This is a genomic window from Sandarakinorhabdus rubra, assembly GCF_010994245.1.
GTDB lineage: Bacteria > Pseudomonadota > Alphaproteobacteria > Sphingomonadales > Sphingomonadaceae > Sandarakinorhabdus > Sandarakinorhabdus rubra.
Window position 1 is genome coordinate 1 of record NZ_WMHO01000013.1, and the last position, 24,703, is coordinate 24,703.

At 67.4% G+C, this 24,703-nt stretch carries 24 protein-coding genes; 9 read left to right on the plus strand and 15 right to left on the minus strand.

Translation table 11 applies throughout. The features are described 5' to 3' along the window. Positions 1–1,009, plus strand: a 1,009-nt coding sequence (locus GJV64_RS01715; RefSeq protein WP_164155569.1) for an MFS transporter, incomplete at its 5' end; no start/stop codon positions are given. 83 nt (positions 1,010–1,092) lie between these two features. Further along, on the plus strand, positions 1,093–2,013 hold the full coding sequence (cysK, locus tag GJV64_RS01720; RefSeq protein WP_164155570.1) for a cysteine synthase A: 921 nt from the start codon (positions 1,093–1,095) through the stop codon (positions 2,011–2,013). Here cysK and GJV64_RS01725 read toward each other — a convergent pair. From GJV64_RS01725 to hisI, 11 genes are all read right to left on the minus strand, one after another. After that, positions 1,977–2,804, minus strand: a complete 828-nt coding sequence (locus GJV64_RS01725) for a metallophosphoesterase (protein ID WP_164155571.1) — start codon at positions 2,802–2,804, stop codon at positions 1,977–1,979. The two genes, cysK and GJV64_RS01725, sit on opposite strands and share 37 nt — an antisense overlap. Then, positions 2,804–4,066, minus strand: coding sequence for an NADH:flavin oxidoreductase/NADH oxidase family protein (locus GJV64_RS01730; protein WP_164155572.1), 1,263 nt, complete (start codon positions 4,064–4,066; stop codon positions 2,804–2,806). The genes GJV64_RS01725 and GJV64_RS01730 overlap by 1 nt, the downstream gene beginning before the upstream one ends. Before the next feature lie 42 nt (positions 4,067–4,108). Further along, positions 4,109–6,298 carry a 3-hydroxyacyl-CoA dehydrogenase NAD-binding domain-containing protein gene (locus tag GJV64_RS01735; RefSeq protein ID WP_164155573.1) on the minus strand — a complete coding sequence of 730 codons (2,190 nt, stop codon included), beginning with the start codon at positions 6,296–6,298 and terminating at the stop codon, positions 4,109–4,111. Positions 6,299–6,346: 48 nt separating this feature from the next. Further along, the gene (locus GJV64_RS01740) at positions 6,347–7,558 is read right to left on the minus strand and encodes an acetyl-CoA C-acetyltransferase (RefSeq protein ID WP_164155574.1); all 1,212 of its coding nucleotides are present in this window, start codon (positions 7,556–7,558) and stop codon (positions 6,347–6,349) included. A gap of 11 nt (positions 7,559–7,569) precedes the next feature. Continuing rightward, entirely contained in the window at positions 7,570–9,360 is a 1,791-nt protein-coding gene (locus GJV64_RS01745) for an acyl-CoA dehydrogenase C-terminal domain-containing protein (RefSeq protein ID WP_164155575.1), read from the minus strand. 12 nt (positions 9,361–9,372) lie between these two features. Next, complete coding sequence (locus GJV64_RS01750; RefSeq protein ID WP_235927553.1) at positions 9,373–9,837, minus strand: MerR family transcriptional regulator; 465 nt, start codon at positions 9,835–9,837, stop codon at positions 9,373–9,375. A 178-nt stretch (positions 9,838–10,015) separates the two neighbouring features. Then, entirely contained in the window at positions 10,016–11,017 is a 1,002-nt protein-coding gene (locus GJV64_RS01755) for an NADP-dependent oxidoreductase (RefSeq protein WP_205599485.1), read from the minus strand. A gap of 157 nt (positions 11,018–11,174) precedes the next feature. After that, a complete protein-coding gene (locus tag GJV64_RS01760) occupies positions 11,175–11,783 on the minus strand; it encodes a Rossmann-fold NAD(P)-binding domain-containing protein (protein WP_164155577.1) in 609 nt (202 codons plus the stop codon). Further along, positions 11,780–12,286, minus strand: coding sequence for a hypothetical protein (locus GJV64_RS01765; protein ID WP_164155578.1), 507 nt, complete (start codon positions 12,284–12,286; stop codon positions 11,780–11,782). The genes GJV64_RS01760 and GJV64_RS01765 overlap by 4 nt, the downstream gene beginning before the upstream one ends. A gap of 10 nt (positions 12,287–12,296) precedes the next feature. Continuing rightward, the gene (locus GJV64_RS01770; protein WP_164155579.1) at positions 12,297–13,502 is read right to left on the minus strand and encodes a cytochrome P450; all 1,206 of its coding nucleotides are present in this window, start codon (positions 13,500–13,502) and stop codon (positions 12,297–12,299) included. Beyond that, positions 13,499–13,870 (minus strand): phosphoribosyl-AMP cyclohydrolase, encoded by a 372-nt coding sequence (gene hisI, locus GJV64_RS01775; protein WP_205599486.1) that lies wholly within the window; start codon positions 13,868–13,870, stop codon positions 13,499–13,501. Before hisI ends, GJV64_RS01770 begins: the two co-directional genes overlap by 4 nt. 101 nt (positions 13,871–13,971) lie before the next feature. Here hisI and purF point away from each other — a divergent pair, with 101 nt between their 5' ends. Next, on the plus strand, positions 13,972–15,429 hold the full coding sequence (purF, locus tag GJV64_RS01780; RefSeq protein WP_164155590.1) for an amidophosphoribosyltransferase: 1,458 nt from the start codon (positions 13,972–13,974) through the stop codon (positions 15,427–15,429). A gap of 32 nt (positions 15,430–15,461) precedes the next feature. After that, positions 15,462–16,133, plus strand: coding sequence for an SDR family NAD(P)-dependent oxidoreductase (locus GJV64_RS01785; RefSeq protein WP_164155581.1), 672 nt, complete (start codon positions 15,462–15,464; stop codon positions 16,131–16,133). A 3-nt stretch (positions 16,134–16,136) separates the two neighbouring features. On the opposite strand, the gene def is transcribed toward GJV64_RS01785, so the two are convergent. Next, positions 16,137–16,694, minus strand: a complete 558-nt coding sequence (gene def, locus GJV64_RS01790; RefSeq protein WP_164155582.1) for a peptide deformylase — start codon at positions 16,692–16,694, stop codon at positions 16,137–16,139. A gap of 115 nt (positions 16,695–16,809) precedes the next feature. Here def and GJV64_RS01795 point away from each other — a divergent pair, with 115 nt between their 5' ends. Next, entirely contained in the window at positions 16,810–17,583 is a 774-nt protein-coding gene (locus tag GJV64_RS01795) for a glucose 1-dehydrogenase (RefSeq protein ID WP_164155583.1), read from the plus strand. A gap of 221 nt (positions 17,584–17,804) precedes the next feature. Beyond that, complete coding sequence (gene rlmN / locus GJV64_RS01800; RefSeq protein ID WP_408014962.1) at positions 17,805–19,115, plus strand: 23S rRNA (adenine(2503)-C(2))-methyltransferase RlmN; 1,311 nt, start codon at positions 17,805–17,807, stop codon at positions 19,113–19,115. A 265-nt stretch (positions 19,116–19,380) separates the two neighbouring features. Here the strand turns inward: rlmN and GJV64_RS01805 are convergent, their stop codons facing one another. The 3 genes from GJV64_RS01805 to hrcA all read right to left on the minus strand — a co-directional run bounded on the left by GJV64_RS01805 (position 19,381) and on the right by hrcA (position 22,259). Next, positions 19,381–20,604 carry an SAM-dependent methyltransferase gene (locus tag GJV64_RS01805; RefSeq protein WP_164155585.1) on the minus strand — a complete coding sequence of 408 codons (1,224 nt, stop codon included), beginning with the start codon at positions 20,602–20,604 and terminating at the stop codon, positions 19,381–19,383. Between the two features lie 75 nt (positions 20,605–20,679). After that, the gene (locus GJV64_RS01810; protein WP_164155586.1) at positions 20,680–21,198 is read right to left on the minus strand and encodes a nucleotide exchange factor GrpE; all 519 of its coding nucleotides are present in this window, start codon (positions 21,196–21,198) and stop codon (positions 20,680–20,682) included. Further along, complete coding sequence (hrcA, locus tag GJV64_RS01815; protein ID WP_164155587.1) at positions 21,195–22,259, minus strand: heat-inducible transcriptional repressor HrcA; 1,065 nt, start codon at positions 22,257–22,259, stop codon at positions 21,195–21,197. The genes GJV64_RS01810 and hrcA overlap by 4 nt, the downstream gene beginning before the upstream one ends. Positions 22,260–22,407: 148 nt before the next feature. Here hrcA and rph point away from each other — a divergent pair, with 148 nt between their 5' ends. From rph to hemW, 3 genes are all read left to right on the plus strand, one after another. Continuing rightward, positions 22,408–23,124 carry a ribonuclease PH gene (rph, locus tag GJV64_RS01820; RefSeq protein WP_164155591.1) on the plus strand — a complete coding sequence of 239 codons (717 nt, stop codon included), beginning with the start codon at positions 22,408–22,410 and terminating at the stop codon, positions 23,122–23,124. Then, positions 23,121–23,717, plus strand: coding sequence for an RdgB/HAM1 family non-canonical purine NTP pyrophosphatase (gene rdgB, locus GJV64_RS01825; protein ID WP_164155588.1), 597 nt, complete (start codon positions 23,121–23,123; stop codon positions 23,715–23,717). The genes rph and rdgB overlap by 4 nt, the downstream gene beginning before the upstream one ends. After that, positions 23,717–24,703: radical SAM family heme chaperone HemW (gene hemW / locus GJV64_RS01830; protein ID WP_164155592.1), on the plus strand; the 987-nt coding region annotated here is incomplete at its 3' end. The genes rdgB and hemW, both read left to right, overlap by 1 nt.

Sequence of the window (24,703 nt, forward strand, 5' to 3'; positions counted from 1 at the left end):
CCGGCGGCACATGGCGCGCGCCGCGGTCGCCCTCGAAATCGCCTGCGCCGCCGTGCCGGGGGCGCTGGCGCTGGCCGGAGAGGTTCCGATGGCGGCGCTGTTCGTGGTGGCGGCGCTGCTGGGCGTGGCGCGCGCTTTCCAGGGGCCGTCGATGGCGGCGTTGGGGCCCAATCTGGTGCCGCGCGAACTGCTGCCACAAGCGATCGCGCTCAACAGCATCTCCTGGCAGTCGGGCGCCGTGCTTGGCCCACCGCTGGGCGCCTTTCTCTATGCCGTCTCGCCGGCCACGCCCTATCTGGTGGCGGCCGTGCTGTTCGGCATCACCTTCGTGCTGCTGTTGATGATCCGCCCCGTGCCGCGCCCGCCGCCGTCGCCGCTCACACCGTGGCGCAGCCTGGTGGAAGGCATCGTCTATGTCCGTCACAACCGGGTTGTGCTGGGCGCCATCAGCCTGGATCTGTTCGCCGTGCTGCTGGGCGGGGCAACTGCCATGCTGCCCGTCTATGCGCGCGACGTGCTGCACGTTGGCGTGGAGGGGCTGGGGCCGCTGCGCGCCGCGCCGGCGGTGGGGGCGGTGACCATGGCGCTGCTGCTGGCCAGCCGGCCGGTGCGCCGACATGTCGGCCCGATCATGTTTGCCTCTGTCGCGCTATTCGGGCTGGCGACCATGGTGTTCGGCCTGTCCACCTCCTATCCGCTCAGCCTTGGTGCCCTGGTGGTGCTGGGCGCGGCCGATGCCATCAGCGTGTTCGTGCGCGGCAGCCTCATCCAGCTGCACACGCCCGACGACATGCGCGGCCGCGTGTCGAGCGTGTCCGGCCTGTTCATTTCGGCCAGCAACGAGCTGGGCGAGATGGAATCGGGGATGGCGGCACGCTTCATCGGCGCCGTGCCATCGGTGGTGGCCGGCGGCATCGGCGCCATCATCATCACCGTCCTGTGGGCCTGGCGCTTCCCGGAACTGCGCACGGCCGACCGCTTCGACACGCCGGCCGGAAGGGATGGCTGAAGCACCCCCAAGAAATTGTGCCGTTGGCGCCGCCGGGCGCCGCGCTTACAACGGCTGAAGAGGCACAGGCGAAAGGCATCGCGATGAAGGCCAGCACTATTCTCGAGACCATCGGCAACACCCCCCACATCCGGATGGGCAAGCTGTTTCCGGATGCCGAAGTGTGGATCAAGTCCGAGCGCAGCAACCCCGGCGGTTCGATCAAGGACCGCATCGCGCTGGCCATGATCGAGGCGGCGGAGGCCGACGGCCGGCTGCAGCCCGGCGGCACCATCGTCGAGCCGACCAGCGGCAACACCGGCATCGGCCTTGCCATGGTGGCGGCGGTGAAGGGCTACAAGCTCGTGCTCGTCATGCCCGAGTCCATGTCGATCGAGCGGCGGCGGCTGATGCTGGCCTATGGCGCCAGCTTTGATCTCACCCCGCGCGAGAAGGGCATGAACGGCGCCATCGCCCGCGCCCTCGAGATCGTGGCGGCAACGCCGGGCGCCTGGATGCCGCAGCAGTTCGAGAACCCGGCAAACATCGCCGTCCACGTGAAGACCACGGCCGAGGAGATCTTCGCCGATTTCGCCAATGCGCCGCCCGATGCCATCGTCACCGGGGTCGGCACCGGCGGGCACATTTCGGGCGTGGCCCAGGTGCTGAAGGGGCGCTGGCCGGGGCTCAAAGTGTTCGCGGTGGAGCCGGCGGCCAGCCCGGTCATCTCGGGCGGCAGCCCCTCCCCGCACCCCATCCAGGGCATCGGCGCCGGCTTCATCCCGAAGAATCTCGAGGTGCCGCTGCTCGATGGCGTGGTGCAGGTGGATGGCGGCGAGGCCAAGGCCTGGGCGCTGCGCGCCGCGAAAGAGGAAGGCATGCTGGTCGGCATCTCGTCGGGCGCCACCCTGTCGGCCATCGCCATCAAGCTGAAGGAACTGCCGGCCGGTGCCCGCGTGCTGGGCTTCAACTATGACACCGGCGAGCGTTATCTGTCGGTGCCGGACTTCCTGCCCGAGGCCTGAGGCACCAGCTCCACCACCACGATCTCGGCCGGCGCGCCAAGGCGCAGCGGCACCCAGGTGGTGCCGATGCCGGCCGACACGATCAGCGTCTGGCCGGCGCGGTTGCGGAACAGGCCGCGGCGGTGCTGGCGATAGAAGGGCCCCATCCTGAGGTCGCCCAGCCCCACGATCTGGCCGCCGTGCGTGTGGCCGGCCAGCAGCAGGGCCACATTGGCCGGCAGGTGCCGCCACAGCACAGGTTCATGCACGAGACCGATCAGCGGCTTGCCGGGCGCGGCGCCCTGCGCGGTGCGGCGAAAGCCGGCGATGCTGTCCTGACCCATGATCAGGTCGTCGGCGCCGGCGATCTGCACCGGGCCGACGTCGGCCAGCGTGCCGGCCAGCAGTCTCAGGCCGAAGCGCCGCATCACCACCCGCGTCCAGTATGGCTGGTCGTGATTGCCCGGCACGCTCCACACGCCCAGCGGCGCCTTCAGCGCCGTGAGCGGGCGCAGAGAGTCTTCCAGCCGCATCGGCAGATCGATCAGCTTGCTGGCATGGAAATCGCCGGTGATGACCACGATGTCCGGCCGCAGCGCATTGGCCTGGGCGACGATGCGGGCGATGCGCGCCTCTGGCATGTCCCACGGGCTGCCGTGGATGTCTGAAAGATGGACAAGCCGCAGCGGTCGCTCCAGGCTGGGCAGCGCCAGCCGATAGCGCGTGACCACGGGATCGCGAGTGGCTCCCCAATAACCGGCGAGCAGCAGCGCCAGTCCGGCGGCGGCCAATGCCAATAGCAGGCGGCGCATCAGGCGCGCGCCTTGGCTTCTCTTTCTTCGGCCAGGAACGCCTTGAACGGGTTCAGCTTTTCGGCCGCGCCGCCGGCCGCAATCCGCCTGATCTGCTGATAACACCAGGCCTGCGCGGCAAAGCCATTGAGCGTCCGCACCAGTTTCAATGGCGAGGCCGGACCCAATATCCCCGGCCCGATCGCCAGCCGGTCCTCGAAGCGGGGCAGTTCCTCCGACGCGCCCGCCAACAGATCGGCGACGCAGTCGGGCTCGGCACACAGGGGCCGGCCGACGCCCACGAAGGCAAGGCCACTGGCGATCGCATCCTCCATGGCCGCAAGGCTGCGCAAGCCGCCGGTGACCATCAATGGCGGGGCCTTGGCCTGCATCAGGGCGCGGGCCAGCGCCACGAAATAGGCCTCGCGCTGGCGGGTCGATTGCTGCTTCGGCTCTTCGCGCGGAGCCAGCCCGTCCATGTCCATCATCGCCGGCTGTTCATAGGTGCCGCCGGAGATTTCCAGACAATCGACGCCGAGATCGGCCAGCCAGCCGGCGACCACCAGGCAGTCATCGAACGCAAAGCCGCCCTTCTGGAAATCGGCGCTGTTCAGCTTCACGGACAGGGTAAAATCGCTGCCCACCGCGGCGCGCACCGCCTTCACCGTCTCGGTGAGGAAGCGGGCGCGGTTCTCGAGGCTGCCGCCCCAGTCGTCGTCGCGGCGGTTGGCCAGGGGCGAGAGGAACTGGCTGATCAGGTAACCGTGCGCGGCATGGACCTGCACACCGGTGAAGCCGGCCTCGCGCGCCACCGCTGCCGCCGTGGCCCAGCGGTCAATGAGATCCCTGATCTCGGCGGCGGTGAGCGGCACCGGCATGCCGAACTGCCCGCCCGGCAGTGCCAGCGGAACGGCCGACGGCGCCTTGGGGTGCGGATTGACGCGCTTCTGCGTCTGTCGGCCGGCATGGTTGATCTGCACCCAGGCCTGGGTGTCGGCTTCGGTGGCCGCCGCCGCCCAGCGCGACCACGCCACCTTGGCATCGGCCGACAACGGGCCATCAACGATCACGTTGCCGGGACGCTCCAGCGCGCCGCGATCGATCAGCACGTTGCCGGTGATCAGGAGGCCGCAGCCGCCATGCGCCCAGCGCCGATAGAGGGCTTCGTGCGCGGTGGTGGGCAGGCCGTCGCGCCAGGCCAGCCCTTCGGTCATCGCTGCCTTGGCGATGCGGTTCCGGAAGCTTTGGCCATTGGGCAGGGTGAAGGGGGCGCTGACCGACATGCGGTCAACCTGCCCCGCTCACCCGGCCCATGCAAGCGGCGATCAGGCCGCGCGCCGTGCCGCCTGCGCGTAGAAGCTGTCGCCGCGGGCCGCCATGTCGCGCAGCAGCTGCGGCGGGGCGAAACGGGCCCCGTGCTGCTGTGCCAGCCGATCCAGCGTGGCCACCACGTTGGCGATGCCCACCGTGTCCATGTGGCTGAACGGCCCGCCCGTGAACGGCGCAAAGCCCCAGCCGAAGATGGCGCCCAGATCACCGTCCTGCGGGGTTTCCAGCACGCCCTCGGCAAAGCAGCGGGCGCATTCGACCAGCTGGCGATAGAGCAGCCGTTCCTTCACGTCGGCGGCACTCGGCTGGCTGGCGGCAAGGCCGCCGGCCACGGTCTGCACCAGATCCGGCCAGAGGAATTTCTTCCCGCCGCCTTCCGGGTAGACATAGAAGCCCTTGGCGTTCTTGCGGCCCTGCCGGCCCAGTTCGTGCATCTTCTCGATGACCGCTTCGCCCGGCCCACCCTTGTAGTCATCGCCCAGATCGGCCTTGGTCTGCTGCGCCACCTTGTAGCTGAGGTCGAGGCCAACCTCGTCGTTCACCGCCAGCGGCCCGACCGGCATGCCCATCTGCTTGCCGACATTCTCGATCAGCGCCGGCGTGGTGCCTTCGCCCAGCAGGGCCAGGCCCTCCTGCACATAGGTGCCAAAGCAGCGCGAAGTGTAGAAGCCGCGGCTGTCATTCACCACGATCGGCGTCTTGCGGATCTGCGCGACATAATCCAGCGCCTTGGCGATGGCGGCCGGGCCGGTCTTCTTGCCGACGATGATCTCCACCAGCGGCATCTTTTCCACCGGCGAGAAGAAGTGGATGCCGATGAAATTCTCCGGCTTCGACCACGCTTCGGCCAGCCCGGTGATCGGCAGGGTGGAGGTGTTGGAGCCGAAGATCACGTTCGGGCCCAGCACCGCCTCGGTGGCCTGGGTCACCCTGGCCTTGATCTCGCGGGTTTCGAACACGGCTTCGATGACAAGGTCACACCCAGCGAGATCGGCATAATCGGTGGTCGGCTTGATGCGGTCGAGGATGGCCTGCGCCTTGTCGGCCGGCATCTTCTTCTTCGCCAGCCGGTCTGCGGTATAGGCCTTGCCCTTCTCGGCAGCCTCCATCGTGGTGTCGAGCAGCACCACCTCGATACCGGCCTGCGCGCTGACCATGGCGATGCCGGCGCCCATCAGGCCGGCGCCCAGCATGGCGACCTTCTTGGTTGGCGCCGGGGGCACGTCCTTCGGGCGGCGGGCGCCCTTTTCGGCGGCCTGCTTCGACACGAACAGGCTGCGGATCATGTTGCCGGCCTGCGGGTCGGCCACGACCTTGGCGAAATATTTGCTCTCGATGCGGATGGCGAGGTCCATCGGCACCTGGCAGCCTTCATAGACCGCCGACAGGATGGCCCGGGGCGCGTTCATGTTGTCGCCGGCATTCACGTGCGTCATCGCGGTGCCGCCCACGAAGATCTGCGCGAAATTGGGGTTGAGCGCCGTGGCCGGACCGCCAGGGAACTTGAAGTTCTTGGTGTCCCACGGCTGCACGCCGCCATTGGGGTTGGCCTTCACCCAGGCCTTGGCTCGCGCCACGATGTCGGCCGCCGGGGCGACTTCCTGCACCACACCGAAGCCCAGCGCCTCCTGCGGGCTCATGTTCTTGCCCTGGAGGAGATACATGAGGGCGGGCTGGATACCCATCAGGCGCGGCAGGCGCTGGGTGCCGCCCGCGCCGGGGAACAGGCCAACCATGATCTCGGGCAGGCCGAGCGTGATCTTGGGATTGTCGGCCACCACGCGATAATGGCAGGCCAGCACGAATTCGAGGCCGCCGCCCAGCGCCAGGCCATTGACCGCGGCGGCCACCGGCTTGCCGCAGGTCTCCAGATCGCGCAGCAGCTTGTTGAGGCCGAACACGCCATCGAACAGCGCGGCCATCTTCGACTTGCCTTCGGGCAGTGCAGCGCCGCCGCCGAACAGCGCGCCCATGCCCTTCAGATCCGCCCCAGCCATGAAGCCGCTGGCCTTGCCGCTGGTGAGCACGGCGCCCTTCACGGCATCGTCGGTCTTCAGCCGTTCGATGGCGGCAGCCAGATCGGCCTGCACTTCGGGCGTGATGACGTTCATCGACTGGCCGGGAACGTCGATGGTGAGGAGGAGGATGCCGTCGGCATCGAGTTCGGTGTGGATGGCGGTGGTCATTGGGTTTCCCCTTGATGTCGTTCAGCAATGGATCAGCGACGTTGGCGCTCAGATCCGTTCGATGATGGTCCCGGTGCCCATGCCGGCACCGACACACAGGTTCACCAACGCGGTGCCCTTGCCGGTGCGCTCCAGTTCGTCGAGCACTGTGCCCAGGATCATCGCGCCGGTGGCGCCGAGCGGGTGGCCCATGGCGATGGCGCCGCCGTTCACGTTGATCCTGTCATGCGGGATGTTCAGCGCCTGCATGTAGCGCAGCACGACGGAGGCAAAGGCCTCGTTCAGTTCGAACAGGTCGATGTCGTCCTTGGTCATGCCGGCGCGTTGCAGCACCTTCTGCGCCACGAATTCCGGGCCGGTCAGCATGATCATCGGTTCCGAACCGATCGAAGCCATAGCGCGGATGCGGGCGCGCGGCTTCAGGCCGTATTTCTCGCCCATTTCCTTGTTGCCGATCAGGATGGCCGAGGCGCCATCGACGATGCCCGACGAATTGCCGCCGTGGTGAACATGGTTGATCTTCTCGACCTCCGGATAGCGCATCAGGGCGATGGCATCGAAGCCGGGCATGGCTTCCCCGATGGCCTGGAAGGCCGGCGCAAGGCCGCCCAGCGACTGCATGTCGGTGCCGGGGCGCATATGCTCGTCGTGGGCGAGCACGACTTCGCCGATCACGTCCTTCACCGGCACGATGCTCTTCTTGAAGCGGCCTTCAGCCCAGGCGCGGGCGGCGCGGGCCTGCGATTCCATGGCATAGGCGTCGACATCGTTGCGGCTGAAGCCGTATTTGGTGGCGATCAGATCGGCACCAATGCCCTGCGGCGCAAAATAGGTCTTGTAGGCAACGGCCGGGTCCATCGCCCAGGCGGCGCCGTCGCTGCCCATCGGCACGCGGCTCATCGATTCAACGCCGCCACCGATGGCGAACATCGCTTCGCCGGCCATCACCTTGGCGGCGGCCATGTTGGTGGCTTCGAGGCCCGAGGCGCAGAAGCGGTTGATCTGCACGCCGGCCGTGGTTTCGGCATAATCGGCATTGAGCACGGCGACACGCGCGATGTCGCTGCCCTGCTCACCCACCGGCGAGACGCAGCCAAGGACGACATCATCAACATCAGCGGTGTCGATGCCGGTGCGGTCGCGCACCGCCTGCAGAACCTGGGTGGCGAGCTGGATCGGGGTGATCTCGTGCAGCTTGCCGTCCTTGCGGCCCTTGCCGCGCGGGGTGCGGACGGCATCATAGATATAGGCTTCGGTCATGCTCGGTCCTTTCAGAACATCTCGGCAGGCAGCGCCATCACGGTCTCGGCGCCAGCTTCCAGTTGGGATTTCAGGCTTTGGGTCTCCGGCAGCACGCGGGCTGCAAAGAAGCGCGCGGTGGTGAGCTTGGCACTGAAGAAATCGGGATCGGAGGTCCCGGCATCAAGGGCGGCAAGGCTGGCAGTGCTCATCTTCAGCCACATGTGGCCCAGCGCGACATGGCCCATCATGCGCATGAAGGCTGTCGCCCCGGCGCCGGCATTGTCGGGATTGGCCATGCCGTTCTGCAGCAGCCACATCACGCCCGCCTGGATATCGCCGAGCGCACGGGCCAGCGGTTGGGTGATGAAGGCCAGCCGCTCGTCGCTGGCCGCCGCCAGATCGGCGCCGACAAGGCCGAGCCAGGTCTGGGTGCCGCGGCCGCCCTTGGAGCCGAGCTTGCGGCCAACGAGGTCAAGCGCCTGGATGCCGTTGGTGCCTTCATAGATCATGGCGATGCGGGCATCCCGCACGAACTGGTCCATGCCCCATTCGGCGATATAGCCATGGCCGCCCAGCACCTGCTGGCAGTTGGTGGCGACTTCATAGCCGCGATCGGTGCCATAGCCCTTGATGACCGGGGTGAGCAGACTGATCAGGTCGTCCGCCAGCTCGCGCTCCGCGGCGTCGGGCGCCTTCCTCGACAGGTCCACGCGGATGGCGCCCCACAGCACCAGCGCCCGCATGCCTTCGGTATAGGCGCGCGCGTCCATCAGCATGCGGCGCACATCGGGGTGGACTATGATTGGATCGGCCTTGCAATCCGGGTTCTTCGGGCCGGTCAAGCTGCGGCCCTGCAGGCGGCTCTTCGCGTATTCGACCGCGTTCTGATAGGCGGCGTCGGCCTGCGCCAGACCCTGGATGCCCACCCCCAGCCGCGCCGCATTCATCATGATGAACATGGCGGCGAGGCCCTTCATCTCCTCGCCCAGCATCCAGCCGGTGGCGCCATCGTAGTTCATCACGCAGGTGGCGTTGGCGTGGATGCCCATCTTGTGCTCGATGGAGCCGCAGGAGACGGCATTGCGGGCGCCCAAGCTGCCGTCATCATTCACGATGAACTTCGGCACGATGAACAGGCTGATGCCCTTCACGCTGTCCGGCGCGCCCGGCGTCTTGGCCAGAACGAGGTGGATGATGTTTTCAGAGAGGTCATGCTCGCCGGCCGAGATGAAGATCTTGGTGCCGGTGATGGACCATGTGCCATCGGCGTTCGGCTCGGCGCGGGTGCGGATCAGGCCCAGGTCCGTCCCGCAATGCGGCTCGGTCAGGTTCATGGTGCCGGTCCAGCGGCCCTGCACCATCGGCGGCAGCCACTTCGCCTTCTGTTCGGGGCTGCCCACCACCTCGATGGCGGCCTGCGCGCCTTCTGACAGGCCGGGATACATGCCGAACGCCATGTTGCTGGCTGCGATAAATTCCTGCAGCACCGCCCCGATCGTGTAGGGCAGGCCCTGGCCGCCGTGGTGCGGATCGGCGATCAGCCCGCCCCAGCCGCCTTCGCAGAACTGGCGATAGGCCTCGCGAAAGCCATCGGGCGCGGTCACGCTGCCATCGGCGTGCCGCGTGCAGCCCTGCCGGTCACCGGGCAGGTTCAAGGGTGCCAGCACCTCGGCGCAGAACTTGCCGCCCTCGCTCAACACGGCCTCGACAAGGTCGGGCGAGACGGCCTCGAAGCCCGGCACATTGCCATGGTTGTAGAGGCCCGCCACCGCCTCCAGCACGAACAGCGTGTCTTTCACCGGGGCGCGATAGAGGGGCATCTTGGTCTCGCTTCAGGGCTTCAGCGATTGTTCGACGATCTCGCAGAATTGTTGCAATTCCTGGATCGTCGCATCGATGTCGGCACGCTGTTCGGTCAGGAGCGCAATGCGCGCCCGGCATTTTTCGAGTGTAACACGTTTCTGCGTCAGGCGGTGATCGCCAACGTCATAAAGATCGATCATCTCGCGGATTTCGGCGAGGCTGAAGCCGACATTCTTGGCGCGCAGGATCCACGCCAGCCGGGCGCGATCGCGGCGGCTGTAGATGCGGTTCTGCCCCTGCCGCTCCGGCGTGATCAGGCCCTGGTCTTCATAGAAACGGATGGCGCGCGGGGTGATGTTGAAGGCCAGCGCCAATTCGGTGATCGAGAAGTGACTGGCATCGCCAGCAGCGGGCGGTGCGGGCGCGGTGGCAAAGGCATGCAGAAGCGCTGCGGGCGACTCGTCAGTGCGGGGAGCCTCAGCCGGATTGCTCATGGCCGAAGGGGGTAGTTGACGTTTACGTTAAGGTCAAGCTGGCGATGGCGCGGTTGGCTTGGCGAAAGACACAAGAATCGCAACATTTGGTCAGGGCCACAATGGCGCCCGCCATCGCTTCCACCGAACGGCTGCCAAGGCCGCGCGGCGGGGCGGGGCCAATATTTGGGTCCTGACTCTAAGAGACCCGCACCATACGCTTGCCGACATTGTCCCCCGCCAGAAGCCCGATCAGGGCGCCCGGCAGGCTTTCCAGCCCCTCCAGCACATCCTCACGCACCTTGAGGGAGCCATCCGCCACCCATCCCTGAAGGTCCTTCAACGCCTGCGCCTCATCCGCCGCGAAATCCATCACGATGAAGCCGCGCATGATCAGGCGCTTGGTGACGATCAGGCCGGGGATACCGCGCGGACCATAGGGCGGGGCGGCGCCGTCATATTGCGAGACAGCGCCGCAACAGACGATGCGGCCGTGGGTTTTCATGTTGAACAGCACCGCTTCCAATATGTCGCCGCCAACATTGTCGAAATAAACGTCCACCCCATCGGGCGCGGCTTCGCGCAGGGCCTTGCGGACATTTTCTGATTTATAGTCGATCACCGCGTCGAACCCTAGCTCGTCCACCAAAAGCTGGCCCTTGGCCTTGCCGCCGGCGATGCCGATGACCCGGCAACCCTTGAGCTTCGCAATCTGCCCGACGAGGGACCCCACCGACCCGGCCGCCGCCGAAACCACCACCGTCTCGCCGGCCTTGGGCGCGCCGCACGCCAGCAGCCCGAAATAGGCGGTCAACCCGGCGACGCCGTAGACGCTCAGCAGATGGGTCAGCGGCTCCATCCGCGGGATCTTCGCCAGATGTTTGGCCGGCAGCACGGCATATTCCTGCCAGCCGGTATCGGCGAACACGAGATCGCCGGGCGAAAGGTGGGCGGCATTGGACGCGACCACTTCCGCCAACGCCCCGCCGGCCATCACGTCACCGGCCTGGATCGCCGCCCGGTAGGTAGCGCCCTGCATCCAGGCCCGGTTGGCAGCATCCAGGCTGACATAGAGGATCTTCAACAGCACTTCGCCCGGCCCCGGCGTTCCGGCCTCGGCGGTGTTGAGCGTGAAGTGCTGCGGGCCAAGCTGGTCGCCGCCGGGCAACTGCGCGAGCAAGATCTGGCGATTGGCGGTCATCACGCAGGTTCCTCTGCTTGCGGGTTGTCTTGAAGTCAGACGCGGCGGGAATGTCCGCCACATCCGGCGCCTTTGACCGCTGTCTTGTCAAGACGGCGCGTGGGAGCGTCTGAGACCGGGGCATAAGCCAGCGGTCAGCCCGCTGCGGTTTGCAAGCTCACCCCCGCGCCAATGCGGCAATGGCGCGGTTGGTATGGCGCACGAGGCCTGGCGTCGTCTGCCGAGTCAGGGTCACGATGGCCCGCGCCACCGCCTCCGCCGGCAAGCTGCCCAGGTCGCGCGGCAGGGCGAGGTCCATCACCGGCGCGGCCCATTGCAGGAAGCGCTCCACCGGCCGCCGTTCGGCGCGGTTGCCAATGAGGAGGCCTGGCTGGAGGATGTCGAGCCGGGCGAATCCCATTGCGGCCAGCGCCGCCTCCACTTCGCCCTTGGTGCGTGGGTAGAGCAGGCTGGCCTTGGGGTTTGCGCCGACGCTGCTGACCAGGATAAAATGCGTCACCCCCGCTGCCTTGGCGGCGCGGGCGAAGGCCAGCACCGCGTCATGGTCCACCGCCCGGAAAGCCGCATCGCTGCCGGCCTTGGCCCGCGTCGTGCCGAGCGCGCAGATAGCGACCTGCGCTTCCGGCAGCGGCGGCAGATCGTCGAAATCGGCAACCACGCCTGGGCGCCCCGCGATGGGCCGGCGGCTGACCGGGATGGCCTCCGGGCAGCGCGCCAGCACCAGGTTGCCGACAAGGCCGGTGGCGCCGGCCAACAGCATCCTCATGGCTGACGCCCCTTCTCGGCCAACAGTGCCTTGGCCAAGGCCTCGGGCTTGCTGCTCGGTATCATGACATTGCGCCTGCGCGTCCCGGTGCAGACAATGTGAACCAGTCCGCGCCGCCGACGGCGGTCGGCCGTGATCGACACGATGTCCGTCCATGCAATCGGCAAATGACCGGGAATGACGAGGCCTTTGTCGGTCATGCTGATATTGGGCTCCCCCCAGAAGCGCAGCAGCCGCACCTCGCCGGTCAGTTTCATGGCCAGCCAAGCGCCAGCCGCAGCAGTGAGCGCACCGCTGATAGCAAGGACAATCGGGCTGCCGGTCCGCTCCGGCTGCAACATTAGCCACAACAACCCTGCGCACATCACGGTAGCAGCCAGCCACATCAGGGCACGCAACCCGGCAGCGAGGCGACTGCGGCCCTGACCAGCCACCTCGATCAACGGACCTGCCGCTTCCAGACCTGCCCGCACGCCGAATTCGACCATCTCGTCAATCGGCATAAGTCAAGCCTCAAGGGCGAACCCACAGTTGCTGCACGCCGTTGAACGCTGCCGAGATGTTGCGCTCTATGGGATCGCCGGTGAGCTTGAGATCCGGGAAGCGCGCGAACAGGCGATTGAGCGCGATCTCGGCCTCGGCTCGGGCCAATGGTGCGCCCAGGCAGAAATGCACGCCGCCGCCAAAGGCAAAGTGCGTCTTGTCGGCCCGGTCAATGTCGAATCGCAGCGGGTCTTCATGCAGCGCCGGGTCTTGCCCGGCGGCCATCAGGAAGGTCGTCACCGCCTCGCCGGCGCGCACCGGGCAGCCGCCGATCTCGCGCGGGGCGAGCGGGATGCGCAGGGACTGCACCACCGGCGGGTCCAATCGCAGCGTTTCCTCGATGGCATCGGCCAAGCGCGCCGGGTTGGCCTTCACCTTGGCCAGCTGGTCGGGGTGGCGCAGCAGGGCCAGCACGCAATTGCCGATGAGATCGGTGGTGGTGAGGTTGCCGGCCAGCAGCAGCAGGTTGCACATGGTGACGATTTCCTGGGTCGTCAGCCGGTCTTCCCCGTCGGCAACCGCGATCAGCGCGCTGATCAGGTCATCGCGCGGGGCGGCGCGTCGTTCGGCAATGGCGCGTTCGAAATAGGCAGTCAGAGCGTCGGCATTTTCCTTCAGCTGCGCCAGCAGTTCGGGCGTGCGGATCGGCGAGAAGACATTGGCCAGCCCCTTCGACCAGCGCTGGAAATCGGGCCGATCGGCAGCGCCGACGCCCAGCATCTCGGCAATCACGATGATCGGTAGCGGCGATGAAAAATCCTCGATGATGTCGAACTTGTCCTTGCCCGCGACCGCGTCGAGCAGCTCGTCCGCCACCTCGCCCACGCGCGGCTTCACCGCCTCGATGGCGCGGGCGTTGAAGGCATGGGTGACCAGCCGGCGCAGACGGGCATGATCGGGATCATCGAGCACCAGCATCGATCGCGGCGCCTCGCGGTCCTGATCGGTCACCAGGCGCTGCACGATGGTGTCGGGCGCGGCGTTGCGCTGGTCGACTGACAGGCTGCGGTCCTTCAGCACGACGGCGACATCGGCGGCGCGGGTGAGCAGCACGCGGCCCAGCTGCGTATCGGCATGCACCGGGTCGTGTTCACGCAGGACATTGAACCGCTCATGCGGGCGGTTGCGGAACACCTCGTCGAACACCGTCATTTCAAGCCCGGTCGGAATGCTCATGCTGCGTCTCCAGTCATTTCCAGCCGGCCGCCATCAAGCCGGCGATAGAAGCAGCTGCGACGCCCGGTATGGCACGCGGGTCCCACCGGCTCGACCCTCAAAAGCAGGCAATCCTGATCGCAATCCACCCGGATCTCGACGACGCGCTGGATGGCGCCGCTGGTCGCGCCCTTGTGCCAGAGTTCACGACGGCTGCGACTCCAGTAATGCGCCTCGCCGGTGGCGAGCGTGGCGGCAAGGGCATCGGCGTTCATGTGCGCCACCATCAGCACGTCGCCCGATGCGGCGTCCACTGCGACAGCGGTCAACAGGCCATCGGCACCCCATCTGGGCTGAAATTCGAGGGTCTCGTCCATCGCTGTGCCCATATGTGACACTTTCATCACAACACGGGGGCAGACAAAGCCCCCGATGCACCCTATATGGCGCGCCACCTGCCGAAAGACAAAGGCTAGCCCCGATGGAAGCGATGCTCACCACCGACCCGTGGGAACAGGATCATCTCCACGAGGAGTGTGGCGTGTTCGGCGTCTATGGAGCGGAAGGTGCCTCGGCGCTGGTGGCGCTGGGCCTGCACGCCCTCCAGCATCGCGGCCAGGAAGCCGCCGGGATCACCAGCTTTGACGGCAAGGATTTCCACACCCACCGCGCCATGGGCCACGTGGCCGGCAATTTCGACAATGACGCGGTGATCAACCGGCTGAAGGGCGAGATTGCCATCGGCCACAACCGCTATTCCACCACGGGCGAGACGGCGCTGCGCAACGTGCAGCCGCTGTTTGCCGAACTGGCCAGCGGCGGCTTTGCGGTCGCACACAATGGCAACATCTCCAACGCCACCACCCTGCGCCGCGAGCTGGTGCGGCGGGGCGCCATCTTCCAGTCGACCAGCGACACCGAGGTGATCATCCACCTCGTCGCCACCTCTTCCTATCGCACCCTGCTCGACCGCTTCATCGACGCGCTGAAGCGGGTGGAGGGCGCCTACAGCCTCATCTGCCTGACCAGCGAGGGCATGCTGGCCTGCCGCGACCCGCTGGGCATAAGGCCGCTGGTGCTGGGGCGGCTGGGCGACTCCTATATCCTCGCTTCCGAAACCGTGGCGCTCGACATGGTGGGGGCAACCTTCCTGCGCTCCGTGGAACCGGGCGAGCTGATCATCCTTTCGGCGCGCGGCCTCAGGTCCCTGCGCCCGTTCGCGCCGCAGCGGCCGCGGCCCTGCATCTTCGAGCATGTCTATTTCAGCCGGCCCGATTCGATGATGGACGGCGCCTCGGTCTACGAAGTCAGGAAGCGCATCGGCGCCGAGCTGGCGCGCGAGAACCCGGTGGACGCCGACATGGTGGTGCCGGTGCCCGATAGCGGGGTGCCGGGCGCCATCGGCTATGCCCAGGAAAGCGGCATCCCCTTCGAACTGGGCATCATCCGCAGCCATTATATCGGCCGCACCTTCATCCAGCCCGGCGACCAGATCCGGAACCTCGGCGTCAAGCTGAAGCACAATGCCAACCGCGCGCTGATCGCCGGCAAGCGCATCGTGCTGATCGATGATTCGATCGTGCGCGGCACGACATCCGTGAAGATCGTGCAGATGCTGCGCGAGGCCGGCGCCGAGGAGGTGCACATGCGCATCGCCAGCCCGCCGACCCGGCACAGCTGCTTCTATGGCGTCGACACGCCGGAACGCTCCAAGCTGCTGGCAGCGCAGATGGACGTGGAGCGCATGCGCGACTTTATCAAGGTCGACAGCCTGGCCTTCCTGTCCATCGACGGGCTCTACCGCGCCGTGGGCGAACCCACCCGCGACGAGCACGCCCCGCAATACTGCGATGCCTGCTTCACCGGAGACTATCCCACCCGCCTGACCGACCAGGAGGAGGTGGAGGTGCCGGACCAGTTGAGCTTGCTTGCGGAACGGGTGATTTGACCCGCCTGCCCCTGCCCGCCTAAGGCCGCCGCATGACCGACATCACCGACAAGAAACTGGCGCTCGTCACGGGCGCCAGCCGCGGCATCGGCGCCGCCACCGCTCTGGCCTTGGCGCGCGCCGGCTGGCACGTGATCCTCACCGCCCGCAGCGAGGATGGCCTGACCCGGGTGGACGACGAGATTCACAAGGCCGGCGGCACCGCCACCATTGCGCCGTTCGATCTTGCCGATGGCGAGGCCATCGATCGGCTGGGCAGTGCGGTGGGCGCGCGCTGGGGCCGGCTCGACGCGCTGATCCTCAACGCCGCGCAGCTGGGCACGCTGGCGCCGGTGCCGCACCTTGATCTGAAGGAATGGGACCGGCTGCTGGCCTTGAACCTCACCGCCAACATGCGCCTGATCCGCGCCTTCGATCCCTGGCTCCGGCAGTCGGCAGCGGCGCACGTGGTGGCCGTCACCTCGTCGGTGGCCGCCGCCCCGCGTGCCTATTGGGGCGGCTATGCCGTGTCGAAGGCGGGGCTGGAGAATCTGGTGCGGACCTATGGCGAGGAGGTGCGCAACATCTCCAACATCCGCACCCACATCGTCGATCCGGGCGCCACCCGCACCACGATGCGCGCCCGCGCCTATCCGGGCGAGGACCCGGCACGCCTGAAGCCGCCGGAGGATGCCGCCGCGCTGATCCTGGCGGCGTTGGCCTGAGCCTCAGGCGGCGCGCTTCGTCCGGCGCAGCTTTTCCAGCTTCTTCAAGAGCATGTCGCGCTTCAGCCGGCTGAGGTGATCGATGAACAGCACGCCGTTCAGATGGTCCATCTCGTGCTGCAGGCAAGTGGCAAGCAGCCCATCGAGCTCCTCCTCGTGGGCGGCGCCCTGTTCGTCGAGCCATTTCACCCGGATGCGCGCCGGGCGCAGAACATCGGCAAACATCTCGGGGACTGACAGGCAGCCTTCCTGGTAGACCGACAGTTCGTCGGACGCCCAGACGATCTCCGGGTTGATGAAGACGCGCGGCTGCTTCACCCGCACGATGTCTTCCGGCTTGGCATCCTCGGGCGTGCCGTCGGCTTCGGGCTGCAGGTCGATCACCAGGATGCGTTCCGGCACGCCGACCTGGATGGCGGCCAGGCCAATGCCCGGCGCGTCATACATGGTCTCGAACATGTCGGCGATCAGCTGGCGGTGCGCGTCGGTGACCGTGGCCACCGGCGTGCTGATCTGCTTGAGGCGCACGTCAGGCGTCTCGATGATGGGAAGTATGGCCATGGGTGGGGAGGTATGGCGCGTGCCTCCGGGCGTCAAGGGCAGCCCTAGCGGAAACACAGCTTGCTCAGCCCGGCCGCGGCGGGCAGCGTGATGCAAATGATACGGGGAGAGTGACATGAACCGACTGGCGGGCAAGGTGGCGCTGATCACGGGCGCGGCGCAGGGGCTGGGCGAGGCGATGGCCCGCCGCATGGCGGAGGAAGGCGCCCGGCTCGTGCTGACCGACATCAACGAGGCCGGGGTGAAGGCGGTCGCCGCCAGCATCGGGGAAGCGGCGGTCGCCTGCCGCCATGATGTCACCAGCATGGACGACTGGGCGGCGGCCATCGCCTTTGCGGAAGAAAAATGGGGCGGCTTTCACGTGCTGGTCAACAATGCCGGGATCGCTGGTGGCTCGACGGTGGAAGCCACCGACTTCGAGACGTGGAAGCGGGTCCACAGCATCGATCTCGACAGCGTGTTCCTGGGCTGCAAACTGTCCCTGCCGACCATGGCGAAGACCGTGCGCGAAACGGGCGTGCGCGGCAGCATCATCAACATCAGCAGCATCGCCGGCGTCATCGCCGCCCACAACAGCGCCGCCTACAACAGCGCCAAGGCGGCCGTGCGCCACCTCACCAAGAGCGTGGCGCTGCACTGCGCCAAACAGCAATATCGAATCACCTGCAACAGCATCCACCCGGTGTTCATCGACACGCCGATCCTGAATGGCATCACCGAACGGCTGGGTCGCGAAGAGGGCCTGGCCAAGCTCGGCCGCCAGATCCCGCTCGGCGCGGTGGGCGAGCCGGACGACATCGCCTGGGCCGCTGTTTACCTGGCGTCTGACGAAGCCAAGATGGTGACCGGCCACGGTCTGTATGTGGATGGTGGTATCAGCGCGATGTAATGCGCCGCCGGGCGTGCGGATAGCGCAGCGCGCTAACCACCGACTCCGGCAAGACCGGCCGGGCTGGCGGCGGGCCAGAAAGCCCGCCGAACAGCTTCGACGGCGCGGCTTTGCCGCGGCCCCTCGCTTTCCTGACCTTTCGCACGGACTCGGCGGCTTCGCCGCCGGCCGTGCCCACCCGCTTTGCCCACGCCCGGCTTTTGCGTTAAGGGCCGCCGATGATGACTGCCCCCCTGATGCCCATTCCCGGCCCCGTTGATCCGCATGTAATGCCGCGCAAGGCCACGGTGCGCGCCGATGGCCGCATCGATCTTGTTGGCCTTAACCGGCCGGCCATTGCCGGCGCGCTGGAAGGCATCGGGCTGGACCCGAAGACCGCCCGCATGCGCAGCCGGCAGCTGTGGCACTGGATCTACCACCGCGGCGCCACCGAGTTTGCTGCCATGGCCAACATCGCCAAGGAGCATCGCGCGCTGTTCGCCGCGCACTTCGTAGTCGGCCGGCCCGAGGTGGTGACCGCGCAGGTGTCGCTGGATGGCACGCGCAAATGGCTGCTGCGCTTCGCCGATGGCGAGGAAGCCGAGTGCGTGTTCATCCCCGATGCGACGCGCGGCACCCTGTGCGTGTCGAGCCAGGTCGGCTGCACGCTCAATTGCCGCTTCTGCCACACCGGCACGATGAAGCTGGTCAGGAACCTCACCCCGGCCGAGATCGTGGGCCAGGTGATGCTAGCCCGCGATGCGCTGGGCGAATGGCCGGGGGCCACGCCGGTGCCGATCGTGCGGCCGGTGACCAACGATGCCGCCGATGATGATGACGGCGATGATGTGCCCTGGGTGCCGGGCGCCCACAATCCGGGCAACAACTACACGCCGGAAGGCCGCATGCTCACCAACATCGTGATGATGGGCATGGGCGAACCGCTTTACAATTTTGACAATGTGAAGACCGCCCTGCAGATCGTCATGGATGGCGACGGGCTGGGGCTGTCGAAGCGCCGCATCACGCTTTCGACCAGCGGCGTGGTGCCGATGATGGCGCGCGCCGGGGCCGAGATCGGGGTGAACCTGGCCGTCAGCCTGCATGCTGTCACCAAGGAGATTCGCGACGAGATCGTGCCCTTGAACCGTAAGTACGGTATCGAGGAACTGCTGGCGGCCTGCGCCGCCTATCCCGGTGCCAACAACGCGCGGCGCATCACGTTTGAGTATGTGATGCTGGCCGGCAAGAACGACAGCGACGAGGATGCGCGCGAGCTGGTCCGCCTGATCCGCCGCTACAAGCTGCCGGCCAAGGTCAACCTGATCCCGTTCAACCCGTGGCCGGGCAGCTTCTACGAATGTTCGTCCGACGAACGCATCCGCGCCTTTTCGGACATCGTGTTCAAGGCCGGCATTTCGTGCCCGGTACGCACCCCGCGTGGGCGGGACATATTGGCGGCCTGCGGCCAGCTGAAGTCGGCGTCCGAGAAGATTAGCCGCGCCGAACTCGACAAGCGCGCGGCCGAGAAGGAAGCGGCCTGGGTGGATTAGGGTCAGGACCTGTTTAGTTCATGCCCCGTCATTGCCCGCAGAGGCGAAATGGCTAGGCGCGGACGCGAAGGCGGGGCTTCGCCCCCCGGCGAGCGGCCGCAACGACGCCATTTTGCCTCTGCGGGCAACCCGGCGGGCGGCGCGGAGAGCCCCGGCCCAGCGCTCGCTGCGCTTGGTCGGTAGCTCTGCTACCGCCACTGCGCTTGCTCACTCGTGCCGGGGCTCTCCGCACCGTGCCGGGGCATGGACTAAACAGGTCCTGACCCTAAGGCGCGCCGCCCGGCAGCGTGCGTTCCACGTCGCGCATGTAATCGCGACTCAACGGCAGCGTGTCGCGCCGCTTGGTCAGCTGGATCTGCACGTTCATGTGGCCATCGTTCATGAAGGCGCAGCGCGCGGCGGCAAGATAGAACATCCACATGCGGAAGAAGCGGCCGTCATAGAGCGCCTCGATCTCGGCCTGCTTCTCGGCACAGCGGTCATACCAGGCCTTCAGCGTGTGGCCGTAATGCAGGCGCAGCACCTCGATGTCGGTGATCCACAGCCAGGCCTTCTCGATCGCCGGGATGATCTGCGAGACGGCCGGGGAATAGCCGCCGGGGAAGATATACTTGGCGGTCCACGGATCGGTGGCGCCGGGCCCGTCGGCGCGCGCGATGGTGTGGATGAGCGCCACGCCATCGCTGGTGAGCAGCCGCTCCACCGTATCGAAGAACTGGCGATAGTGCGGCAGACCGACATGTTCGAACATGCCGACCGAGACGATCCGGTCGAACTGGCCGGTGACGCTGCGATAGTCGATCAACTGATAGTCGACGCCCGTGAGGCCCTGCCGCGCGGCTTCCGCCTTTGCATATTTCAGCTGCTCTTCCGACAGGGTGACACCGGTGACATGGGCGCCCGACACCTTGTGGAGGTAGCGCGCCAGCCCGCCCCAGCCGCAGCCGATGTCGAGCACCCGCATCCCCGGCTTCAGGTCGAGCTTGGCCGCGATGTGCGCGAGCTTGGCTTCCTGCGCGGCCTCCAGCGTGGTGATGCCGGGGGCCCAATAGGCGCAGCTATATTGCCGGTGCGGATCGAGGAACAGGTCATACAGCCGGTCGTCGAGGTCATAATGATGAGCGACATTGCGCTTGGAGCGCCGCGCGAAGTTGATGCCGTCCCACCAGGCGGCAATCTGCGCCTGCCGCCACAGGGCAAAGCGCACCGGGTTGTCGCGTTCCCAGCGCAGGTTCCAGGTGACGAGATCGAGCAGGGCGAGGATGTCGCCGTCGAGCAGTTGCAGGCGCCCGTCCATGAAGGCCTCACCCGCCCCCAGCGCCGGGTTCAGGGCGATGGCCCGCGCCGTGGCATTGTCGGCCAGACGGATGCGCACGGGCGCGCGTTCAGGGTGGGGCCGGCCATAGCGGCGCTCCTGCCCGGCCGGATCGACGACGATCAGTTCGCCGTGCTGAAGGAAGCGTTTGAAGAGACGGTCGAACAGCAGCATGGCTCCACCCATGCCTTGTCCGGCTGCAAGGTCAAGCCCGCAGGCCGACTATGGGTTCGATAGCCGGGCGAGTCGTCAGGCCTCGGCGCGCGCCACGCTTACCATCGCCGGGCGCAACAGCCGGTCGCGGATGGTCCAGCCGCTGGCCAGTTCAGCGACCACGCTGCCGGCCGGATGCTCGGCGTCCACCTCGATCATCGCCTGGTGGCGGTTGGGGTCCAGCGGCTCGCCGGGCGTGATCTCGATGCGGGCGATGCCCTGGCGGCCAAAGATGGCGAGCAGTTCGCGCTCGGTCGCCTCGATGCCGGCGCGCACCTGGTCAAAGCCCTCGGCCGGCAGGGCGGCCACGGCGCGGCGCAGATTCTCCGCTACCGCCAGCATCTCGCGGGCAAAGCTGGTGACGGCATATTGGGTGGCCTCCGCCTTGTCGCGCTCCAGCCGGCGGCGGGTGTTTTCGAGGTCGGCCATGGTGCGCAGCACCCGGTCCTTCAGCTCGGCGATCTCGTTGTCCTTGGCCAGCAGCGCCTCGGCCAGATCAATCGCTTCCGGTGCGGCTTCGGGGGTGGTTTCCGGCGTGTCGGTCGTGTCGGTCATGATACCAGTCTGCTCAGGGTGCGTGCGGTGTAGTCCACCATGGGGATGACACGCGCATAGTTCAACCGCGTCGGCCCGATAACCCCCACCACACCGATCACACGGCCATCGCTGCCGCGATAGGGCGCGGCAATCACGCTGGAACCGGAAAGCGAGAACAGCCGCGATTCGGCGCCGATGAAGATGCGGGTGGCATCCGCGCCGCGCGCGCTTTCGAGCAGGCGAATGAGTTCGGCCTTGTCTTCCAGGTCATCGAGCAGCTGGCGCACGCGTTCCAGATCGACCTCTCCGCCCACCTCGCCTTCAATCAGATGGGCCTGGCCACGCACGATCAGCACCGGGCGCGCCGCGGCATCCGATGACCAGGCTGCCAGCCCGGCGGCCACCGCCGTCTGGGTCAACTGGTCGAGCGCGGCGCGATCCCGCGCGATCTCGATCTCCAGCCGCGCCATCGCCTCGGCGAGGGTGAGACCGGCGAGCCGGCTGCTGATGTAGTTGGCGGCGGCCTCCAGCGTGGCCGGCAACACACCCGCCGGCAGATCGAGCAGCCGGTTTTCCACGCTGCCGTCGCTGCCCACCAGCACCACCAGCGCCCGCTGCGGGGAGAGCGGCACGAAGCTGACCTGACGGATGACCAGTTCGCGGCCCGGGACCATCACCAGGCCGGCGCATTGCGACAGGCCCGACAATGCGGCCGTGGTGCGGGTCAGCGCTTCTTCCATGGCAACGCCCGGGGCCAGGCCGGCTTCCAGCGCGGCGCGTTCATCGTCGGTCGGCTCGGCCGCCTGCATCATGCCATCGACGAACATCCTGAGGCCCAGTTCGGTGGGCAGGCGGCCGGCAGAGGTGTGGGGCGCGGCGAGCAGGCCCAGCTCCTCCAGGTCCTGCATGACGTTGCGGATCGAGGCCGGTGACAGGCCCAGCCCGCCACCCTTCGACAAGGTGCGACTGCCCACCGGCGCGCCAGAGGCCAGGTAGGCATCGACGATCTGCCGGAAGATCTCGCGGGCTCGGTCGTTCAGTTCCGCAAGCGCCAAGGTTGGTTGGCTCGTCGTCTGCATGGCCAATATCTATGGTGCCCGCGAAGGCGGTGCAATGGGGAGTGTCTTTGGGGGGGCGCGCGCAATGGCCCCCTTCCCTTGGGCGGCGTCCCGCCATAAGGCCACGCCTGTTCTCCCCTTGCGAAAGGCCTTCCCCATGCGCCCCGATCTGCGTCCTTCTGGCCGCGCCCCTGACCAGATGCGATCGATCGAGATGATCCCGGGCTTTTCCGCCCATGCGGAAGGCTCGTGCCTCGTCAAGTTCGGCAACACCCATGTACTGGTCACCGCCAGCGTGGAAGAGCGGGTGCCGCCGTGGCTGCGCGGTGGCGGCAAGGGCTGGGTGACGGCCGAATATGGCATGCTGCCGCGCGCGACCCATACCCGCGGCCAGCGCGAGGCGGCCAAGGGCAAGCAATCGGGCCGCACACAGGAGATCCAGCGCCTGATCGGCCGCAGTTTGCGCGCCGTCACCGACCTGACGCTGCTCGGCGAACGCCAGATCACGCTGGACTGCGATGTGATCCAGGCCGATGGCGGCACCCGCACCGCCGCCATCTCCGGCGCCTGGGTGGCGCTTCGATTGGCCATCGATCATGTCCACCGCCTCTCGCCGCTGGCCGGCGATCCGCTCACCACGCAGGTCGCCGCGATTTCCTGCGGCATCTACAATGGCACCCCGGTGCTCGATCTTGACTATGTCGAGGATTCATCGGCCGGCACCGATGCCAATTTCGTGCTGACCAACAAGGCCGGCATCGTCGAGGTGCAGGGCACCGCCGAGGGCGAACCCTTCGACGAAGAGGCGCTGCTGCGCCTGCTGCGCCTGGCCCGCATCGGCTGCAACGAGGTGTTCGCCGCGCAGGCGCAAGCGGTGGGCCGGTGAGGCTGCTGGAGCCGGGCCGGCTGGTGCTGGCCACGCACAATCCCGGCAAGGTGGTGGAGCTGGCCGAGTTGCTTGGGCCCCACGGGCTCGAGGTGGTGAGTGCCGGCAGCCTTGGCCTGCCAGAACCTGACGAGACGGAAACGACCTTCATCGGCAATGCAAGGCTGAAGGCGCTGGCCGCTGCCACCGCTGCCGGACTGCCGGCGATTGCCGACGACAGCGGGCTGTGCGTGGACGCGCTGGGCGGCGCGCCCGGCATTTATTCGGCGCGCTGGGCCGGACCCGGCAAGGATTTCGCCGTCTCCATGGCCCGCGTGAACGCCGAACTGGGCGACCGCCCCCGCACCGCCCATTTCATCTGCGCGCTGTGCGTGGCCTGGCCCGATGGCCACAGCGAAGTGGTGGAAGGCCGCGTGGACGGCACGCTGGTGTGGCCGCCGCGGGGGGGCAACGGCTTTGGCTATGACCCGATGTTCCTGATGGACGGCAAGAGCCAGACCTATGGCGAGATGACCCGCGCCGAAAAGGAGGCCGACAATCACCGCGCCCGCGCCTTCCGAAAATTGCTGGCGCTGCTGCCGCCGGTGGCATGATGGCCGGCGAACCGATCGCCCTCTATGTCCATTGGCCGTTCTGCGTCACCAAATGCCCCTATTGCGACTTCAATTCCCACGTCCGCGACAAGGTCGATCAGGAGGCGTGGGCCGGGGCCCTGCTCACCGATCTCGCCTTTGAAGCCGCGCGCCTGCCCGGCCGCCGGCTCGCCAGCATCTTCTTCGGCGGCGGCACCCCCAGCCTGATGCCGCCCGCCACCGTCGCGGCCGTCATCGAGGCAGCGACACGCCACTGGGCACCCGAACCCGATATCGAGATCACGCTGGAAGCCAACCCGTCGAGCGTCGAGGCTGCCCGCTTCGCCGGCTTTGCCGCTGCCGGGGTCAACCGCCTCAGCCTCGGCGTGCAGGCGCTTGATGATGCGGCGCTGACGCTGCTCGGCCGCCCGCACGACGTGGCTGCCGCATTGGCCGCGCTCGATATCGCGCAATCAACCTTTGCCCGCGTCAGCTTCGATCTCATCTACGACCGGCCGGGGATGACTCGCGAAGCTTGGGACGCAGAACTCGCCCGTGCCCTGGGCTTTGGCACCACGCACCTCTCGCTCTACCAGCTGACCATCGAGCCGGGCACGCGCTTTGCCGCCCTGCACGCGCGCGGCCAACTGGTGATGCCCGACGAGGACACCAGCGCCGACCTGTTCGCCATGACGCAGGCGATGACGGCGGCCGCAGGCCTGCCGGCCTACGAGATTTCCAACCACGCCCGCCCCGGCCTCGAGAGCCGGCACAATCTCACCTATTGGCGCTACGGCGATTATGCCGGCATCGGGCCGGGCGCGCATGGCCGCCGCAAGGGCGTGGCCACGCTGCGCCGCAAGAAACCGGAACAATGGCTGGCCGGCGTGGCGGAGGCCGGGCACGGCATGGACAGCGAGACGGTGCTGGCACCGCTGGAGCGGGCCCGCGAGGCGCTGGTGATGGGCCTGCGGCTGGCCGAAGGACTGGATGCGGCGCGCTTCCTC

What these genes read in the sequence shown, in the direction of transcription:
- cysK (WP_164155570.1), top strand. Translation starts at nt 1,093, where the DNA reads ATGAAGGCCAGCACTATTCTCGAGACCATCGGCAACACCCCCCACATC.
- GJV64_RS01725 (WP_164155571.1), bottom strand. Translation starts at nt 2,804, where the DNA reads ATGCGCCGCCTGCTATTGGCATTGGCCGCCGCCGGACTGGCGCTGCTG.
- GJV64_RS01730 (WP_164155572.1), bottom strand. Translation starts at nt 4,066, where the DNA reads ATGTCGGTCAGCGCCCCCTTCACCCTGCCCAATGGCCAAAGCTTCCGG.
- GJV64_RS01735 (WP_164155573.1), bottom strand. Translation starts at nt 6,298, where the DNA reads ATGACCACCGCCATCCACACCGAACTCGATGCCGACGGCATCCTCCTC.
- GJV64_RS01740 (WP_164155574.1), bottom strand. Translation starts at nt 7,558, where the DNA reads ATGACCGAAGCCTATATCTATGATGCCGTCCGCACCCCGCGCGGCAAG.
- GJV64_RS01745 (WP_164155575.1), bottom strand. Translation starts at nt 9,360, where the DNA reads ATGCCCCTCTATCGCGCCCCGGTGAAAGACACGCTGTTCGTGCTGGAG.
- GJV64_RS01750 (WP_235927553.1), bottom strand. Translation starts at nt 9,837, where the DNA reads ATGAGCAATCCGGCTGAGGCTCCCCGCACTGACGAGTCGCCCGCAGCG.
- GJV64_RS01755 (WP_205599485.1), bottom strand. Translation starts at nt 11,017, where the DNA reads ATGACCGCCAATCGCCAGATCTTGCTCGCGCAGTTGCCCGGCGGCGAC.
- GJV64_RS01760 (WP_164155577.1), bottom strand. Translation starts at nt 11,783, where the DNA reads ATGAGGATGCTGTTGGCCGGCGCCACCGGCCTTGTCGGCAACCTGGTG.
- GJV64_RS01765 (WP_164155578.1), bottom strand. Translation starts at nt 12,286, where the DNA reads ATGCCGATTGACGAGATGGTCGAATTCGGCGTGCGGGCAGGTCTGGAA.
- GJV64_RS01770 (WP_164155579.1), bottom strand. Translation starts at nt 13,502, where the DNA reads ATGAGCATTCCGACCGGGCTTGAAATGACGGTGTTCGACGAGGTGTTC.
- hisI (WP_205599486.1), bottom strand. Translation starts at nt 13,870, where the DNA reads ATGGGCACAGCGATGGACGAGACCCTCGAATTTCAGCCCAGATGGGGT.
- purF (WP_164155590.1), top strand. Translation starts at nt 13,972, where the DNA reads ATGCTCACCACCGACCCGTGGGAACAGGATCATCTCCACGAGGAGTGT.
- GJV64_RS01785 (WP_164155581.1), top strand. Translation starts at nt 15,462, where the DNA reads ATGACCGACATCACCGACAAGAAACTGGCGCTCGTCACGGGCGCCAGC.
- def (WP_164155582.1), bottom strand. Translation starts at nt 16,694, where the DNA reads ATGGCCATACTTCCCATCATCGAGACGCCTGACGTGCGCCTCAAGCAG.
- GJV64_RS01795 (WP_164155583.1), top strand. Translation starts at nt 16,810, where the DNA reads ATGAACCGACTGGCGGGCAAGGTGGCGCTGATCACGGGCGCGGCGCAG.
- rlmN (WP_408014962.1), top strand. Translation starts at nt 17,805, where the DNA reads ATGACTGCCCCCCTGATGCCCATTCCCGGCCCCGTTGATCCGCATGTA.
- GJV64_RS01805 (WP_164155585.1), bottom strand. Translation starts at nt 20,604, where the DNA reads ATGCTGCTGTTCGACCGTCTCTTCAAACGCTTCCTTCAGCACGGCGAA.
- GJV64_RS01810 (WP_164155586.1), bottom strand. Translation starts at nt 21,198, where the DNA reads ATGACCGACACGACCGACACGCCGGAAACCACCCCCGAAGCCGCACCG.
- hrcA (WP_164155587.1), bottom strand. Translation starts at nt 22,259, where the DNA reads ATGCAGACGACGAGCCAACCAACCTTGGCGCTTGCGGAACTGAACGAC.